Genomic DNA, 16,955 nt, shown 5'->3' on the forward strand with positions numbered 1-16,955 from the left:
TCTACGGCAACCAGGGATATTGCCGGAAATCGGGCGATCGCTTCTCCAGAAAGGCTTGTTTTCCTTCACAGCCTTCTTCGGTCATGTAATACAGCAGCGTGGCATTTCCGGCCAGCTCCTGCAATCCCGCCTGACCATCGCAATCGGCATTAAAGGCGGCTTTCAGGCAGCGAATGGCGATTGGGCTTTTCTCCAGGATTTCCTGTGCCCATTGAATGCCTTCAGCTTCTAGCTGCTCGACGGGCACCACGCAATTCACAAGACCCATTTCCAGTGCCTGTTGAGCATTGTACTGGCGGCAGAGATACCAGATTTCGCGGGCTTTTTTCTGACCAACAATGCGAGCCAGGTAACTGGAGCCAAAGCCCCCGTCGAAACTGCCGACCTTGGGGCCAGTCTGACCAAAGATGGCATTGTCTGCAGCGATCGTCAAGTCGCAAAGAATATGTAAGACATGACCACCGCCGATCGCATAGCCAGCGACCAGGGCAATCACCACTTTGGGCATAGAGCGGATTAACTTCTGTAAATCCAGCACATTCAGGCGAGGCACTCCCTGAGCGTCAATGTATCCGGCCTGCCCTCGCACACTCTGATCTCCACCCGCACAAAAGGCATATTTGCCATCCGTATGGGGGCCTGCCCCGGTAAACAGTACCACTCCAATCCGGGGATCTTCGCGGGCATTGGAAAAAGCGTCATACAGTTCAAAGACTGTCTCCGGGCGAAAGGCATTGCGTTTGTGGGGACGGTTAATCGTGATTTTGGCCATGCCATCGGCCTTGTGATACAGGATGTCTTCGTAGGTTTTGGCAACTTGCCAGTCAACGTGCATAGGGATATAGGGCAATGTTTGCAGCGAATGTTCCTAAATTATTTTGCCGCCATTGGGCATCTGCCTTGCGATCGGTACAAATTTCCAATACTCGCATACCGGAATCTGGTAAGGGATTTAACCGTTGGGCCAACTGACTCCAATCCTGAATCCTTTCATGCTCCACTCCATAAGCGGCGCAGAGCGTCCCGAAATCAACTACTTGGGGCGTGGCAAAGAAGGTTTCAAAGGGGGGATCAAAGGCGGCGATCGGCAGCATCTCAAAAATGCCACCTCCCTGGTTATTAATCAGCAAGATGGTGAGATGTCCGTGAAACGCAGTTCTGAGCAGAAACCCGTTGGTGTCATGTAATAGAGCCAAATCACCCGTCAGCATAACGCTGGGAGGTTGGTGGTGAGCGATCCCTAACGCTGTGGAAAGGCTGCCATCAATGCCATTTGCACCCCGGTTAAAAAAGGGTTTGGCGCGAGAATTGTTAGGACTCCAGAAAAACTCCACATCCCGGACGGGCATACTGCTGCTGATAAATAGGGGCGTATCAGGAGGCAGGATTTTGGACAGCAACCAGGCGACTTTGCCTTCAAACAAATCGCTGGTGTTGCTCATAACCTGGTCGATCGCTTCCCTCACGAGGGCGTCTGCGGTACACCAGGCTTCAGTATAGGGATTGACTGTAGGGGGTTGCTCTAACCGGGAGACCAGATCATCAAGGGTGAGATGCAGGTGGGTCGTTGCACCGTGCAAGGGATCCAGATTACGGCCACTAGGGGCGATGATCCATTGGCGGGGTTGAGTTTTTTCCAGCCAGGTGCGTAACTGTTTGCTGGTAGGCATTTCCCCAATCCGAATGACTACCTCTGGCGATAGTTTTTCTGCCAGACCAGCATTTCGCAGGATCACATCATAGGTCGTGATCAGATGGGGGTTGAGGTCGGCGTAGTTTCGCAGGGGAGATAAACCTTCGGCCAGCACCGGGTAGTTAAGGGATTGGGAAAGCTGGGCGATCGCCTTACAATAAGCCTCTGGATTTGCGGGTTGGGATGGGCCTGCGATAATTAAGCCCTGTTGGCAGGAGTGCCAGGTGGAGAGGGGGAGGAGGGGAGGAGGGGAGGGGGGGGAAGGACGTTTCGACAAAACATCTGTGCGAGGGAGAGGGAGGGAAGCGAAGAAGTGGGTGGGGTTAAAGGAGAGGGATTGGGCCTGGGCTTGAGGTTCGGGGAGGGGGGCGAGGGGTTCCCGGAAGGCTTGGTTAAGATGGACAGGGCCAGCAACCGGATAAAGGGTTTGTTCCCAGGCGTGGATCAGGGTTTGGCGCAGGTACTGGAGCATCTTGTTGTCCAGAGAGGGTAGGGCCAGTTCGGTGTACCAGTTGGGGAAGGAGCCGTAGAGATAATTCTGATTGATCGCCTGCCCGGCATTACAATCCCGCAGTTCTGGAGGACGATCGGCAGTAATCACCAGCAAAGGCACCTGACTTTCTCTGGCTTCAATCACGGCTGGAAAAAAGTTTGCCCCAGCGGTTCCAGAGGTGCAGACCAGCGCCACTGGAACATGCCGCTGACGCGCCAGACCTAAGGCAAAAAAAGCCGCCGATCGCTCATCCAGGATGGGAATGGCTTCGATCTCAGGGTGATTAGCAAAGGCTACCGTTAGCGGCGCGGAGCGAGATCCTGGGCAGATAATGGCAATCGTCAACCCCAGTCGGTATAAAGTTTCTGCCAGGATCGAAGTCCAGAGCAGATTGGTATTCGTAAAGTCGATCGTCGTCATACAAGGGAACAATCCTGCTAGACAGGAAGGATATTGAGGCTCACACAACGGCCATCCACCCAACCCTTCCCATCATCCCACTATCCCGTACAGACGGCTTGCTGAACCATCTTTACCGCCATCTTGCGACGAACTTACACCAAAGCTGCCCTCAACACCTGTAGCTTCAATTGCACCTCGGCCAGTTCCCGCTCCGGATCTGATCCCTGGACGATGCCGGCACCTGCAAATAGACGGGCACGGCCCCCTTCCACCAGGGCAGAGCGAATGCCTACCGCAAATTCCCCGTCGCCTTTGTAATTTACCCAGCCGATCGGGCCTGCATAAAGCGATCGGGCAAACGGCTCTAGGCGATCGATCTGAGCGCAGGTGATTTCTCGCGGCAGTCCGGCCACCGCTGGAGTGGGATGAAGAGCCGCCACCACATCCAGTAAATGAACCCGGGAGGGAACCAGGGCGCGAATGGGGGTGTGCAGATGCTGAATGTTTGGTAGTTGGCGCAGGCGGAGGGGAAATCGTTCGGGAGATAGGCCTAACTGAGTTAGCTGACTGCTCAAGAAATCAATCACCACCTGATGCTCATGCATTTCTTTGGGATTAGTTAACAGGCTGCTGGCAAGTCTGGCATCGTCCCGCGTTGTTTTGCCGCGTGGTGCAGTCCCTGCCAGAGCATCGGTCACTAACAGATGATTTTGTAGACAGACAAGCCGCTCCGGACTGGCTCCCAGGAAATATTGGCCGAGTCCATTGCAGGCAGAAAAGACATAACAATCGGGGTACAACTGCCGCAGGTTGTTCAGGGAAGAAATCGGGTTGAACACCAGAGGCGAAATCATTTCTATGGCATGAGCCAGGACAATTTTATTAAATTGCTGGGTTTGAATGGACTCTAAAGCAAACTGAACCGCTTGCTTGAAGGTTTCTGTGGGGGTTATATCCTGATGCTGCAAAAATTCTGGTTGCTGAATTGTTGGACTGATCAATTCATCCTGTAGGGAGCGAATGGTTTGAAGGTTTTGCCAGAGAGTATCGACGGTGCGCTCTAAAGCAGTAGCTGGATCAAGTAATAAGTTGGCGACGATGACACAGCCATTTTCGGAACAGGAAACCTGCCAGCGAGGAAGAAACACGGTTGCGGCTGGAAAGCCTGGGGAGTCGTGGCTATGGCAGTGATCTGCGAAAGCAAAACTACAAAAGAAGTGGGGGCCGGAGAAGGGTAAGTTAGTTTTGCCAGCCACGATTGTGTCAGCCAGTGTTGATTGGATAAAGGCTTTCACCTGGCTAAAACGATCGCGTCCTTCCACTTGTAGTTGAGCTACGGAATCGATAGCAGCGATCGCTCCCCCTGGCATCTTAAAGACACTTTCTGCGATCGTATCCTGTTTCTCAAAATAGAAGCTTAACTGATCAGGTTGAGCAATTTCATGTAAGACAACCAGAGGATCGATTGCAGCAATTTCTAGAGAAATACTGACAATTTGAGAGGTGTTTTTTTCAACAGAAATTTGCTGACAATTTGAAAGAAATTGATATAAATTTCTGGAGGTATGAAAAAGTTGATCGCAATACAAAGTGACTGGCATGTATTAAAAACTAACACAACTTTAATAACTCCTGGGGTTCTCCAACTTGCGTGAAAAGAGCAAAAAACTACAGTTCTGGATGGGGACGAGGTTTATTTCAAAATTTGAAGACTCGGCCTCTCTTGCAAGTTTGTGAACCGCTGGATCGTAGAATGATGAGGCAACTTTAAGCCGAATTGTGCCCCTTTGACAACGTCTAAAAATGGTCACCAGAACTGCTGATCCTGCAAAAAAGAAACTCTGGCTGGCGGCGATTAAACCCCCCATGTACAGCGTGGCAATTATGCCGATCTGGGTGGGAACAGCGATCGCCTATGCGGAAACCGGTGTGCTTCACCTGGCGATCTTTGCCACTTTCCTGATTTCCGCGATCCTCATCCTGGCCTGGGAAAACCTGAGCAATGATGTGTTTGATTCAGAAACGGGAGTGGATGTCAACAAGGCCAACTCCCTGGTGAACTTGACGGGCAATAAATCCCTGATCTTCTGGAGCGGCAATTTCTGTCTGGCAACTGGGCTGATGGGGATTGGGGCGATCGCCTTCTGGCAACAAGACCTGACCGTAATTGGCTTAATTCTGGCCTGTTGTGCTCTCGGTTACATCTACCAGGGGCCACCGTTTCGCTTGAGTTACCAGGGGTGGGGAGAATTTCTCTGCTTCTTTGCCTTTGGGCCTGTCGCCTTTGCAGCAGTTTACTACAGCCAGACGAAATCCTGGTCAGTCACCAACTTTGCGGCTTCGGTGATTATTGGTTTGGTCACCAGCCTGATTCTCTTCTGCTCCCACTTCAATCAGGTGGAAGATGATGCCGCTGTTGGTAAGAAATCGCCCGTGGTTCGTCTGGGGAGTCAGCGATCGGCTCAACTGCTGCCCTGGATTTGTGCCACCATTTACGGCCTTACAGTCATGGGAATTGTGGCCCAACTTTTCCCAGTCTGGACGCTGCTCGTCTTTATCAGCTGTCCCTATGCTGTGAAGCTCTGCCGTTTCATTGGCAGCCATTACCATGAACCCGCAAAACTGCTCTACTGCCGCTTTATTGCCGTTGCCCTGCACTTCTGGACGGGGCTGATGCTGGGCGTTGGATTCATGCTGGAAGCAATGTGGGGCTAATGATTTGCGTATCCGGTTCGCCTACCGTTCTTATCGCCGCCGATTCCGGCAACCGTTGATTACCCGCTATGGCGTGTGGCGAGAGCGAGAGAGTATTATTATTCAATTAACGGATGTGCATGGCCGAGTGGGCTGGGGAGAGATTGCCCCGGTTCCCTGGTTTGGCTCTGAAACACTAGAGGAGGCATTAACCTTCTGTTCTCAACTGCCTGCCTTACTTGATTTTGATCAGATTAGGGCCATTCCCAATCATTTACCTGCCTGTCAGTTTGGGTTTGAGTCGGCGTGGGAGGAAATATGGTACGAAGCAGGGGGCGCAGGACACGAGGCAAGGGCTAGGGAGTCCGCAGAGAAGCAACTGGGCTATACCAGTACCATGACCAATAGTGTGTTGTTGCCAGCAGGGAAAACAGCGTTAGCAGACTGGCAAAAGTTTTGGCAGCAGGGTGCTCGTACCTTCAAGTGGAAGATCGGAGTCGCTGACCTGGAAGCTGAATTGGCACTATTTCAAGAACTAATGGCCCAACTTCCCAGAAATGCTCAACTGCGGTTGGATGCCAATGGCGGATTGAGTATTGCGCAAGCTGAACGCTGGCTGCAGGTCTGCGAATCCTTACCAGTGGAATATCTGGAGCAACCCTTACCCCCCGATCAATTTAATGACCTGCTCACATTAAGTGCCCAATACTCTACTCCCCTGGCCTTGGATGAAGCGGTTGCCACATTGGAACAGTTAAAGACCTGCTATCAGCAGGGCTGGCAGGGAATTTACGTGATCAAACCCGCGATCGCAGGATTTCCCTCCCACCTGCGCCAGTTTTGCCAAAGTCATGCCATTGATGCCGTGTTTTCCTCCGTCTTCGAAACCGCCATTGGTCAGCAGGCGGGTTTGAAACTGGCCGCAGAGTTAGGAAATTGCGATCGGGCCATGGGTTATGGTATCGCTCACTGGTTTAATGAATCTCATGAAAACCCCTCTGACCTATTTACAACAACAGACTAAAGCTGACTGGTTAATCGGTCATTCCAGCCAGAAAGTTCTTTCTTTAACGGAACACCTGATCCAACAACTCCTGACCTATCCGCAGCCTGATCCGGGGGAACCCTTCAAGATCCTGCTGGTTCATCGGGATCCGGTTCAATTCCTAGCTCACTTCATCGCGGCCTGCACCGTCCCCAGCCATCTTTTCTTGTGTAACCCTGACTGGGCCGCAACCGAATGGCAACAGGTTCTTGAACTGGTTCAGCCTGATCTAATCTGGCAGGACGGCACCATAGAAATTCAAAATTCAAAATTCAAAATTCAAAATTCTGATCAGTCATTCGTCATTCGTCATTCGTCACTGCTTGAGAACCAAGAACCAAGAACCAAGGATCAAAGAAACTCTAAACTCCAAACTCCAGCATCTAAAATTGCCATCCCTACTGGTGGTTCCTCCGGCAAAATTCGCTTTGTCATCCACACCTGGGATACCTTAATGGCTTCTGTCAGAGGATTTCAGCAGCATTTTGAGGTGGAGCAAGTCAATTGCTGCTGTGTCTTGCCCATGTACCATGTCAGCGGCTTAATGCAGATCATGAGATCGCTCACCTCCAGCGGCCAACTCGCTATTGTCCCCTTCAAAACCTTTGCATCCGGCCACTTCCCCAACTTTGACCCGCAGACCTTCTTCCTCTCCCTTGTCCCCACCCAGCTTCACCGCCTCCTACAGGACAGACGTTTCACTGAAACCCCTCTACCATCTACTCATTCACCCCATCACTCCATCACTCCTCCATCCACCCCCTCTCCCCTTCTCCCCCAATCCCCAATCCCCAATCCCCAATCCCCTTTCCTCTCCTACTTCAAGGCCATCCTCCTTGGCGGTGCCCCCACCTGGCCAGAATTACTTAACCAGGCCCGTGAATTGCGCTTACCCCTGGCTCCCACCTACGGCATGACCGAAACCGCATCCCAAGTTGCCACCCTCAAACCAGCAGAATTTTTGCAGGGAAAAACAGGGGTGGGGCAGGTACTGCCTCATGTCCAAATTCAGATTTGTAACAACCAGGGCGATCGCCTACCTGCCAACCAACCTGGCCTGATTCATATTTATTCCCACTCCCTGGCCCTCAGCTATTACCCCCCGCTCCCCACTCCCCACTCCCCACTCCCCACCCCCTTCTACCCTGACGATATCGGCTATCTGGACGCAGACGGCTACCTGCACCTGTTAGGTCGGAACAGCGACAAGATGATTACCGGAGGAGAAAATGTCTTTCCTGCCGAAGTGGAGGCAGCGATTCAGGCGACGGGACTGGTGCGGGATGTATATGTCATGGGAGTTAGCGATCGCCACTGGGGACAGGCCATCACCGCTTTCTATAGCCCACTCGATCCGGATCTGCAGATCGACTCCTTAAAAGCAGCCTTACAGACCCGGCTCAGCAAGTTCAAACATCCCAAACACTGGATTGCCATGGCATCTCTGCCGCGTAATGCTCAGGGGAAAATTAATCAGGCCCATTTAAGGGCTTGGGTGGCTGACCATTACCCCGCGCTGGCTGACCATCAGTGTACTGAGACAGCCAGTGTATAATTGGCTGTGACAGATTCTTACGAGTACCCGTAGTGGCATCTACTGCAATATGCCAGGTCATAGCTTCGCTAACGGGCTTCTCTAGCGCATCGCTTAAGTAAACCTTGTAGCGGATTTCAAATTCTGAGGACTGTACCTGATGCGGATTGAGGTGAATTGTTAAGCGATCGCCACAAAACAGGGGTCGGAAAAAGTCCACCTCCGCATGGGTAATCGGATACACCTCCTCTGCCGGACTAAAGAACCGCCGCAAATCCATCCCAGAAGCCGAGAGGGATGCTTCGTAGGCTTCATGACACATGGCCAGTAGATTGGCAAAATATACCACTCCGGCAGCATCGGTATCGTGAAATTGAACCGTTCGTTGATAAATGAAAGGCACTCAATTTACCTTCTCAAAAGGGCACTAAAATCCTACCTTATAAAGCTGAAATACTTCACCTGGAAGAGTTTTCATAATTTTTCCGCCCACTGATTGGATTGCCGCTTTCCAGTTCGCCAGTGGCTCTAAAAAGACTTCTGTACCGGCATAAGTCTCCAAAATCGCCCAGTTTTCGGAAGTAGATAGTTCCGGGTCTACCACATCAAAGACAAAAAAACCACCGGGCTTTAATACTCGCTTGGCTTCTGCTAATACCTCTACCCAGTATGCGATCGGGTAATAGCAGCTGACATTTGTGGAAATTGCCAGATCAAACTGATTGTCCTCATAGGGCATCTGGTGGGCTGCTGCCAACTCCACCCCCTTGAAAAGTTTGGAGTTCAGTTGAGGGCCACGCGCATTCAATACATCTCGCGCCACAGTGCTGATTTCCAGCCCGTAAAATAACGCTTCCCACTCTCGCCATGCATAGATGAGAAAGCCTACCCCACAGCCTATATCCAGGCAGCGTTGATTTTTTTGTGGTTTGGCCAGTTGCCAGAAGGGCGCAGTTAATTTGGCCTGTAACAGGCCGGACACCTGCTCTTGATAAATTGGCATCGCTTTCACTTCTTCCGGCAACTCTGGTTTAATCCCCTGATAGTCCCGGTTAAAGCGGTTAGCGACAGCATTGACTAGACTTTCCCAATCCTGGCGATCGCGCAAGACATCAAAACCACTGTTAGATGCTGCATAGCGAGGATCTGGGCGCTTCTCAGGCATGGGTGCTTAACCTTTTAAGGCTTTCGTGAAGTTCTGCCGATAGGATTTATTGAACACCAGAACAGGCCACAGTAAGGCTAAATACAATCGCCCCTGGCTAAAGTTCGTCCGGTTAAAACCTGTCCAAAATTTCCAAATTCCGCCACCGTAAATAATTAAGGCGAGAAAACCTAACAGTTCCATTGTTGAATCCTTCCCTACGAATCAAGCAAGTCTCTTGAGTACTGTTCTATCCTACTTACAGGGACTGGTTAAACGGCACCCCTAAGTGTAACAAGGTATGAAGTTTGGCGACCAGATCTGACTCTGCTCTTAGAGCAAAAACCAGGTTCAGATAAACAATGGGTTGAAAGCACGGGTGCCCATTCCGCTCCTAATTACACCCCACTTTAGATAACCATGAAGGATGAGGATTTATGCGAGCAGTTCTGATGGCAGGAGGATCTGGAACCCGGCTCCGACCACTGACTTGCGACCTCCCAAAGCCGATGGTGCCTGTGCTGAATCGCCCGATCGCAGAACATATCATCAATCTGCTGAAGTTGAACGGCATCGAAGAGGTCATTGCCACCCTGCACTATCTCCCGGATGTGATGCGAGATTACTTTCAGGATGGCAGTGACTTTGGGATTCAAATGACTTATGCCGTGGAAGAAGACCAACCTCTGGGAACAGCGGGCTGCGTCAAAAATATTGCCGAACTGCTGGATGATACATTTCTGGTAATCAGCGGTGACAGTATTACTGATTTTGATTTAAGAGCCGCGATCGCCTTTCACAAAGCCCACAAGTCCAAAGCCACCTTAGTTCTCACCCGTGTTCCCAATCCCCTGGAATTCGGCGTGGTGATTACCGATGAAAATTATCGTATCAGCCGGTTTCTGGAAAAACCTTCCAGCAGTGAAATTTTTTCTGACACAGTGAATACGGGCATTTACATCCTGGAACCGGAAGTGCTGGATTACCTGCCCGAGAACCAGGAAACTGACTTTTCCAAGGATCTGTTTCCTCAGTTGCTGGCGGAAGGGGAACCCATGTATGGCTACATTGCTGAGGGCTACTGGTGCGATGTTGGACATTTAGATGTCTACCGGGAAGCGCACTACGATGGTCTGTACCGCAAAGTCAAACTGGACTTTGCTTACGAAGAATTGTCTCCTGGCATCTGGAAAGGTCAGAACACCTACATCGACCCCTCTGTCCGGATTGAGCCGCCCGTATTGATTGGCAGCAATTGTCGCATTGGCCCACGAGTACAAATCGATGGTGGCACGGTGCTGGGAGATAACGTCACAGTCGGAGCCGATGCCAACCTGAAGCGTCCGATCATCTGGAATGGCGCCATCATTGGAGAAGAAGCCCATCTCCGGGCCTGTGTGATTGCTAGAGGTACCCGCGTCGATCGCCGCGCTCACGTGCTGGAAGGAGCAGTGGTGGGACCGCTATCAACAATCGGGGAAGAGGCCCAGGTCAGTCCATCGGTGCGAGTCTGGCCCAACAAGAAAGTGGAACCGGGTGCCATTCTGAATATCAATCTCATCTGGGGACAGACCGCTCACCGGAATTTGTTTGGTCAACGGGGCGTATCGGGACTGGCCAATATCGACATTACTCCGGAATTTGCCGTCAAGTTGGGAGCAGCCTACGGTTCCACATTGAAGCCCGGTTCCCATGTCACCGTTTCCCGTGATCAGCGGACCATTTCTCAGATGGTGTCGCGATCGCTGATTGCCGGGTTGATGTCGGTTGGCGTGAATATTCAAAACCTGGAGGCGACTGCTATTCCCGTTGCCCGATCGATCGTGCCCTCCCTCTCGATTGCCGGAGGTATTCATGTCCGGGTGCATCCCGATCGAGCCGACCATATTCTGATTGAATTTTTCGACCATAAAGGCATCAACATTTCCAAAGCACGGGAAAAGAAAATTGAGGGAGCCTACTTTAAAGAAGACTTCCGCCGCGCTCAGATACACGAGATTGGCACAATGGCCTACGCGAATCAGGTCATTGACATCTATGGCATCAACTTTGAACGACATCTGAACGTGAAAGCCATTCGCCACAGCAGTTCCAAAGTGGTGATTGATTATGTCTACGCGGTTTCTGGAGCCGTGTTGCCGCAGATTCTGGCAAAGTTTGGCTGTGATGCCGTAGTTCTGAATGCCAGCCTGAATCAAATGGTGCCTAGCAGTACTGATCGGGAAGTGCTCCTGAGCCAGTTGGGTCAGGTGGTAGAAGCGCTGAAAGCCACCTTTGGGGTTCAGGTCTACGCCAATGGTGAACAACTGATGCTAGTGGATGAAGCCGGTAGTCCGATTCGAGGGGAGATGCTGACGGCATTGATGGCCGAGATTATGCTGGCTCAAAGTCCCAGAGGTACGGTAGTCGTCCCCGTTCATGCCTCCAGTGCTGTGGAACAGATTGCCCGTCGTCATGATGGTCGTGTTGTTCGTACCAAAGCTAATCCAACCGCGCTGATGGAAGCCTGTCAGACCAGTCCTAATGTGGTGCTAGGTGGCAGCGGCGATATGGGCTTCATTTTTCCCCATCTCCATCCTGGCTTTGATGCCATGTTCTGTATCGGCAAGATTATTGAGTTACTCACCATTCAGGAACGCACCCTGGGCCAGATCCGGGCTGAACTGCCGCGTGTCAGTTACCAAACCTATACCGTTCGCTGTCCCTGGGCGGCGAAAGGGGCATTGATGCGGCGATTGGTAGAAACCCATCCCGTGGAGTGTCTGGAACTGGTGGATGGAGTGAAAATCTTCAGCTATCAACACGACGGCTGGGTGCTGATTCTACCTGATGCCGGAGAACCCCTGGTACATATTTTTGCCAACAGTAGCGATCGCGGCTGGGTGGATGAAACCTTGCGAGAATACCGCATCCGGGTGCAAGAATTTGTCGATCAAGAAGAAGCCAGAACCGAAAACGCCATTTATGCAGAAACTTCGTTCTAGGGTTACTCACGATCAATAATTCACTGTTAGAATCTATTCCAGACCAGAAATTTAATTCATTTGTACTATTTTGCTCCTTTAGGAGTTTGCCTTATGAACCACTGCATCCTCATGGCAGAGATTATTCAAAATCCTGAACTCCGCTACACCTCTGACACCCAAACCCCGATCGCCGAAATGATGGTGCAGTTTCCTGGCTCTCGTCCTGAAGATCCGCCTGCCACCCTGAAAGTGATTGGTTGGGGCAATTTGGCACAGGAAATTCAAGCCAACTACCACGAAGGCGATCGCGTAATCATTGAAGGTCGCCTGAACATGAATACGATCGAGCGTCCCGAAGGTTTTAAAGAAAAGCGGGCTGAGTTAACGGCTCAACGATTCCATCGCCTGCCAGGGAACACTACCTGGACTGCCGCTACGGCTGCCAGCGAAACACCTGTAGTCGGTCCCCCATCTGCTCAACGGTATCAGGGAACGCCCGCTCCTCGTACCAATGGTTCTCCCAAAGCAAAGTCTCCAGTTTCCACCTTTGCGGCCCCGGCAGCCAATCCTATCTCTGAATCTAATCTGGACGACATTCCCTTTTAACCCTGGTAGAGCCATTCCGCCGGAACGGCTCTACCACCAACTAAACAATTTGGTTTAAATTTATGAAGCTGGCCGCAGTTTTGGATACAGAGCACTCTATAGTACCAAATGCTTCCGGTGAAAATTAGTCTGGTGTCTTGGTGAAAATTAGACAACAGACCGGGGAAGCGACGGCATTGAGTAGGGTGCAGTTCATCACTGAGGCAACGCTGTATGAATCTACCTGTCATTCTGGATATTGCGATCGGGCTGATGTTCATTTTTCTGATCGCAAGTTTGCTGGCATCTGAAATTCAAGAACTGCTGGCGGCGCTCTTGCAGTGGCGGGCCAAGCACCTGAAAGACTCAATTCAAAACCTGATAGCTGGGGGATACGGCACTCAAGACAGCGATCAGGTGGCGGGCTTTGTCGAAGCTATCTACAACGACCCATTAATTAAAAACATTAACCAAAGTTCCAGGGGATTCATTGGGCGCTTAGGACAGGCCGTTTATCAGCTTTTTTACGGAAAAATTAAAATTTTTGGAGACAATACAACTGCCCCCTCTTATATTTCATCAGAAACGTTTGCCACAAGCCTGTTAGATCAGGTGGGAATAGCTTTCTTGATTGACAAGTTAACCGAAATCCGGCTGGAAAAATTTATCGGGCGCATCGTGGGGTTATACACGGTTGAAGAAACCGCAGATCCAGACACAGATACTGTAAAACGTACCATCCACATTCCTTCCGCTCAGGAGTTTGAGCAGAAAGATAACTGGGAAAAGGGCGGGATCCGCGTTCTGGCAGAAAAAGCAAGAGCCTTAGCTGAAGCTCCTCAGACTATAGGAGAAACGGCCAATGCTATTCTGACTCTGGATGATCGCAATCCCGACTTTGTCGCCTTGGTAGAGGAATATGACGATCTGCTGATGGATTTCAAAGCGGGTCAGGTCAATATCCGGACTTGTGTTGAGCGGATGCAGGAGGGGTTAAAGCTATTTATTAGCCAGGTGGGAGAAAAGATTCCAGCGGCAGATCCCCAAATAGCGACTGGTGCTGCAGCCAAGTCCCAACAAGATTTTGAAAGGAAACAACTGGATTACTTCCACAAGCGTTTGAAAGCTCTGGATACCAGCACTTTCGGCGAAAACAGTGCGCGGGCGATCGCTTCTGGCAAGTTAAGACCCAATCTGCTGGAAATTGCGGAAGTATTTGACCGCAGCAGTATGACCTATGAAGAGATTGAACGTGCATTCCAAGATGCCAGGGCGGCTTATGAAGCCAGTAGCAAAGCAACAACAATTAGACCTGTTTGGGAAACGATCGCCTCAAAAGTGAATGAGTTAGCCAGAACTAGAAATGCGGCTAATTCAGGCCAAACCGACTCTCTGGCTTTCGGAATGACCAGTATGCCCGCTGCTTCTGCGATCGCCCAACCCATTACCATAGAGGATTTGTTCAGCGACCAGTATCAAACTGAGGTAGAAGAAGTTTTAAGAACCCTAACTCCCAAGGAACAGGAAATTTATCGGCAGACTTGCCAGGATCAAGGGTGGAAACAATACCAGCAAATTATTTTGAAAGTCATCCAAAATATTGCTGACCAACTGCAAAACGGAGGGACTGCCTCAGCATTAAACGATTTGGGACGGCTGTTTAGCTCAGACAAAGATACTTACGATTATCATGTACTCGCTCACCCGATTCGGGATCCAAACCGCTTTTCTCCAGCGGAACTGAAGCGATCGTTTGTGAAACGGTGGCAGGATCTGGATGATGCCACCCTCATCGCTGATGTCAAACATTCCCTCAGCAAGCTGTTTAATGAAGAGCGCCAGATGTGTATCAACACGGCCCTGAATACCCTGTCTTTGGATCAACGCAAGATTTACAAGAACTATCAAACCTATGATCAGATTCAAGACTTTTTAAGCCGGGTGCCCCCCCAGGTTAAGCAAAGCCTTGCGATTCTGGCTCGACGTGCTTACGTCAAAGTACAGGAAACGGAAAGGCAACTGGATCAGTTGAGGGAAGAAGTGTCTGTCTGGTTCGATCGCTCCATGAGTCGGGCCTCTGGGGTTTACAAACGGAATGCCAGATTGGTCGCGATCGTCATCGGTATCCTGATAGCTCTGATCATCAACATTGATACCTTTCACATCATGTCTCGGCTGTCAGTCGATGAAGATTTACGACAGGTGATTACGCAAAATGCAGGAGGAGTCACCCAATCATCTGCCGGAGTGTCTCAGGGGAACAATTCTCCCGATTTAAAAGCTCTGGTGCAGAAAACCGCTCCTGTGCTGGAACAGGTTGCCTTACCTATCCAATGGACTCCAACCAACCTGAGACAACAGTTTGGATGTAGCATTCCTCAAGCGCAGACGGCTACATCTAACCCTGCTGCGGCTAATCCAGTGAGCAGTGCTACTGCAACGCCCCCTGATAATTCTGCGACTACACTACCTCAGCCCAGACCCTCCCCCCCTGCTACTGAGGGGGCCAATCCCTCCTTTGATCAAACTGGAGTAGTAACTGCCAACATTCAGGAGTGGCAACAATTTTACAGAGACTGCCTACCCCAGTCACACCCAGGTCAGAAGCTCTCTGCTGAACCTCCTCATCCGATTGCCATTGTGAGTGAGGTTGCACTGAAAAGACCCTGGAGCATTCCTCGAATGGCGATGGGTTGGCTCATTAGTGGGTTGGCAATCTCTATGGGTGCCCCCTTCTGGTTTGACTTGCTCAGCAAGATCATGAACGTCCGCAACACAGGCAGTCGTCCAGCCTCGACGACAGATCAGCAAAACTCGAACCCGCCTGCTGGCAGGTAAGTGGCGGGGAAATGGGGAAAGAGGTGGATGAGTTCGGGGTAAAAAGTTTTACTCTTAACTCTCAATTCTCAATTCTCAACCCTCAACTCTCAACTCTTCCCCGGTTCCCGGTTCCCTCTCTCCCCTCAAGATCCAGGCACCCGCTAGCATTGTGAAGGTTGGCAGGCCGATCGCCACCAGGCTTTGCAGTCCGGCATCTCCCACAAGCCAGTACATGGCACTACTGGAGACACCAAACATCAGCACGGTTAATCCAAACAACCAGGCACTGGGTAGAACAGCCGCGATCGCATAAAGAATCGACACATACCAGGGCATCAGCCAGGAGGTGGCATACAGCATTAAGACCAGTGCCACCCATCCCATATCCTCTAATAAAGTCATTGCAGAATAGGCGGATCTGCGGAATATCTGCAACACCACCCACGCATAAAACGCCGCAAAGCCCACCAGGAGATAGCGGGAGAATTGCAGCAGCCAATACTTTTGTGCCGCTGGGGAAGGGGCTGCCAGAGCGAGGGCTTTGAAGGTTTCCAGTCCCGCTCGCAGCAGGGCAGGCAGGGAAGATTGGTACTGGCCGACCACACCAGGATTTAATAAACTGCTCCAGGCTGCCAGATTGGGGAGAACGGTTTTCCAGAGGCTGATCGCGATCGCAATGGAAGCCAGGAACCCCAGGAGCAGATTGACCCAGCGGCGTTTCCGTACCAGAAAGCAAAGTAACAGAGGTAGCCAGATCACTGGAATGGTTTTGGTCAGAAATCCGCCCCAGATGGGGAGAAAGGCTCTGCTATAGAGACCCTTAAATAGGCAGAGAGCCGTCAGCAAAATGCTGGTGGAGACAAACACATCCACGTGGGCTGACCCTACCTGTTCCATCAACAGAACTGGAGCCAGGAGATAGGCGATCGCCACCTTACCCCGTATATTCGAGGGCAAAATCTTCCAGACCAGCCAGCCATTTAGGATGTGGGCCAACAAACAAAAAACCTTAAACCCATAGATAGCCAGCACGGGGTGGAGGGTGACCAGAACTGCTGCTGCAGTAAACAACCGTTGGGAAATGGGACCGTAGGTGGAGGTTTGCTTCCAATCCACAAACGGTGACAACTCAGAGGTGAAGGCTCCAGCCTGGATGATGAAAGGATTAATGGTGCTCAGATTCATTAATCCAGAGTGCAGATACAGGTAAATGTCGTTGCCTAGCGGATAAGCGACAAAAGCCAACACCAGAAATAGACCTGCCCGTTGCAAAAGGCTGGAAAACTTGGGATAACTGTAAGCTGATGCAGGCGTTCCCAGAAACCAGACGACGTGCAGCAACACCAGGGCTAGATAACTGAGACTAATTCCTAAATGACTGGCTATATTGGGAAAGGTAGCAAACCGCTTGCCCCCAGCCAGGACATAGTGGAACTTTTCTATCCCCAAGATGGTTAAAGCGCCACTCAGATACAGAGCTAAAGGCAGGGCAATTCCGATAAAGGCTGCAGTGCCGATCGTAACCTTAGGGGAAGAGGGGGGCAGAGTTTCTTTCACAACTGAGCTAAAAACAACAAAA

Annotated in this window: 13 protein-coding genes; 6 read left to right on the forward strand and 7 right to left on the reverse strand. The window is 51.0% G+C overall.

Annotation, left to right across the window (positions count from 1 at the left end):
• Position 1 precedes the first annotated feature (1 nt).
• From menB to ACUVQO_RS03650, 3 genes are all read right to left on the reverse strand, one after another.
• The gene (menB, locus tag ACUVQO_RS03640) at positions 2 to 835 is read right to left on the reverse strand and encodes a 1,4-dihydroxy-2-naphthoyl-CoA synthase (RefSeq protein ID WP_445924535.1); all 834 of its coding nucleotides are present in this window, start codon (positions 833 to 835) and stop codon (positions 2 to 4) included.
• Positions 825 to 2,606: a 2-succinyl-5-enolpyruvyl-6-hydroxy-3-cyclohexene-1-carboxylic-acid synthase gene (gene menD, locus ACUVQO_RS03645; protein WP_445924536.1), complete on the reverse strand. Its 1,782-nt coding sequence runs from the start codon at positions 2,604 to 2,606 to the stop codon at positions 825 to 827. The genes menB and menD overlap by 11 nt, the downstream gene beginning before the upstream one ends.
• Before the next feature lie 134 nt (positions 2,607 to 2,740).
• Complete coding sequence (locus ACUVQO_RS03650) at positions 2,741 to 4,189, reverse strand: isochorismate synthase (protein ID WP_445924537.1); 1,449 nt, start codon at positions 4,187 to 4,189, stop codon at positions 2,741 to 2,743.
• Positions 4,190 to 4,391: 202 nt separating this feature from the next.
• Between ACUVQO_RS03650 and menA the strand changes: the two genes are divergently transcribed.
• From menA to ACUVQO_RS03665, 3 genes are read left to right on the forward strand one after another with little or no spacing between them, the layout of a single operon-like run.
• Positions 4,392 to 5,303, forward strand: a complete 912-nt coding sequence (menA, locus tag ACUVQO_RS03655) for a 2-carboxy-1,4-naphthoquinone phytyltransferase (RefSeq protein ID WP_445924538.1) — start codon at positions 4,392 to 4,394, stop codon at positions 5,301 to 5,303.
• Between the two features lie 4 nt (positions 5,304 to 5,307).
• Positions 5,308 to 6,306 (forward strand): o-succinylbenzoate synthase, encoded by a 999-nt coding sequence (locus tag ACUVQO_RS03660; RefSeq protein ID WP_445924539.1) that lies wholly within the window; start codon positions 5,308 to 5,310, stop codon positions 6,304 to 6,306.
• Positions 6,269 to 7,882 (forward strand): 2-succinylbenzoate--CoA ligase, encoded by a 1,614-nt coding sequence (locus tag ACUVQO_RS03665; protein WP_445924540.1) that lies wholly within the window; start codon positions 6,269 to 6,271, stop codon positions 7,880 to 7,882. Before ACUVQO_RS03660 ends, ACUVQO_RS03665 begins: the two co-directional genes overlap by 38 nt.
• Here ACUVQO_RS03665 and ACUVQO_RS03670 read toward each other — a convergent pair.
• Genes ACUVQO_RS03670 through ACUVQO_RS03680 form a run of 3 tightly spaced genes read right to left on the reverse strand, consistent with a single transcriptional unit; the run spans position 7,797 to position 9,209 of the window.
• The gene (locus tag ACUVQO_RS03670; protein WP_445924541.1) at positions 7,797 to 8,264 is read right to left on the reverse strand and encodes an acyl-CoA thioesterase; all 468 of its coding nucleotides are present in this window, start codon (positions 8,262 to 8,264) and stop codon (positions 7,797 to 7,799) included. The genes ACUVQO_RS03665 and ACUVQO_RS03670 overlap by 86 nt on opposite strands.
• Positions 8,265 to 8,288: 24 nt before the next feature.
• The gene (locus ACUVQO_RS03675; protein WP_445924542.1) at positions 8,289 to 9,026 is read right to left on the reverse strand and encodes a class I SAM-dependent methyltransferase; all 738 of its coding nucleotides are present in this window, start codon (positions 9,024 to 9,026) and stop codon (positions 8,289 to 8,291) included.
• A gap of 6 nt (positions 9,027 to 9,032) precedes the next feature.
• Complete coding sequence (locus ACUVQO_RS03680; RefSeq protein ID WP_233748319.1) at positions 9,033 to 9,209, reverse strand: hypothetical protein; 177 nt, start codon at positions 9,207 to 9,209, stop codon at positions 9,033 to 9,035.
• Positions 9,210 to 9,442: 233 nt separating this feature from the next.
• Between ACUVQO_RS03680 and ACUVQO_RS03685 the strand changes: the two genes are divergently transcribed.
• From ACUVQO_RS03685 to ACUVQO_RS03695, 3 genes are all read left to right on the forward strand, one after another.
• Entirely contained in the window at positions 9,443 to 11,989 is a 2,547-nt protein-coding gene (locus ACUVQO_RS03685) for a sugar phosphate nucleotidyltransferase (RefSeq protein ID WP_445924543.1), read from the forward strand.
• Between the two features lie 93 nt (positions 11,990 to 12,082).
• Positions 12,083 to 12,577, forward strand: coding sequence for a single-stranded DNA-binding protein (locus ACUVQO_RS03690; RefSeq protein ID WP_445924544.1), 495 nt, complete (start codon positions 12,083 to 12,085; stop codon positions 12,575 to 12,577).
• A 213-nt stretch (positions 12,578 to 12,790) separates the two neighbouring features.
• Entirely contained in the window at positions 12,791 to 15,394 is a 2,604-nt protein-coding gene (locus ACUVQO_RS03695) for a hypothetical protein (protein ID WP_445924545.1), read from the forward strand.
• A gap of 75 nt (positions 15,395 to 15,469) precedes the next feature.
• On the opposite strand, the gene ACUVQO_RS03700 is transcribed toward ACUVQO_RS03695, so the two are convergent.
• Positions 15,470 to 16,933, reverse strand: a complete 1,464-nt coding sequence (locus tag ACUVQO_RS03700; RefSeq protein ID WP_445924546.1) for a hypothetical protein — start codon at positions 16,931 to 16,933, stop codon at positions 15,470 to 15,472.
• Positions 16,934 to 16,955: the final 22 nt, after the last annotated feature.

The sequence above is a fragment of the Leptodesmis sp. genome (genome assembly GCF_052746595.1).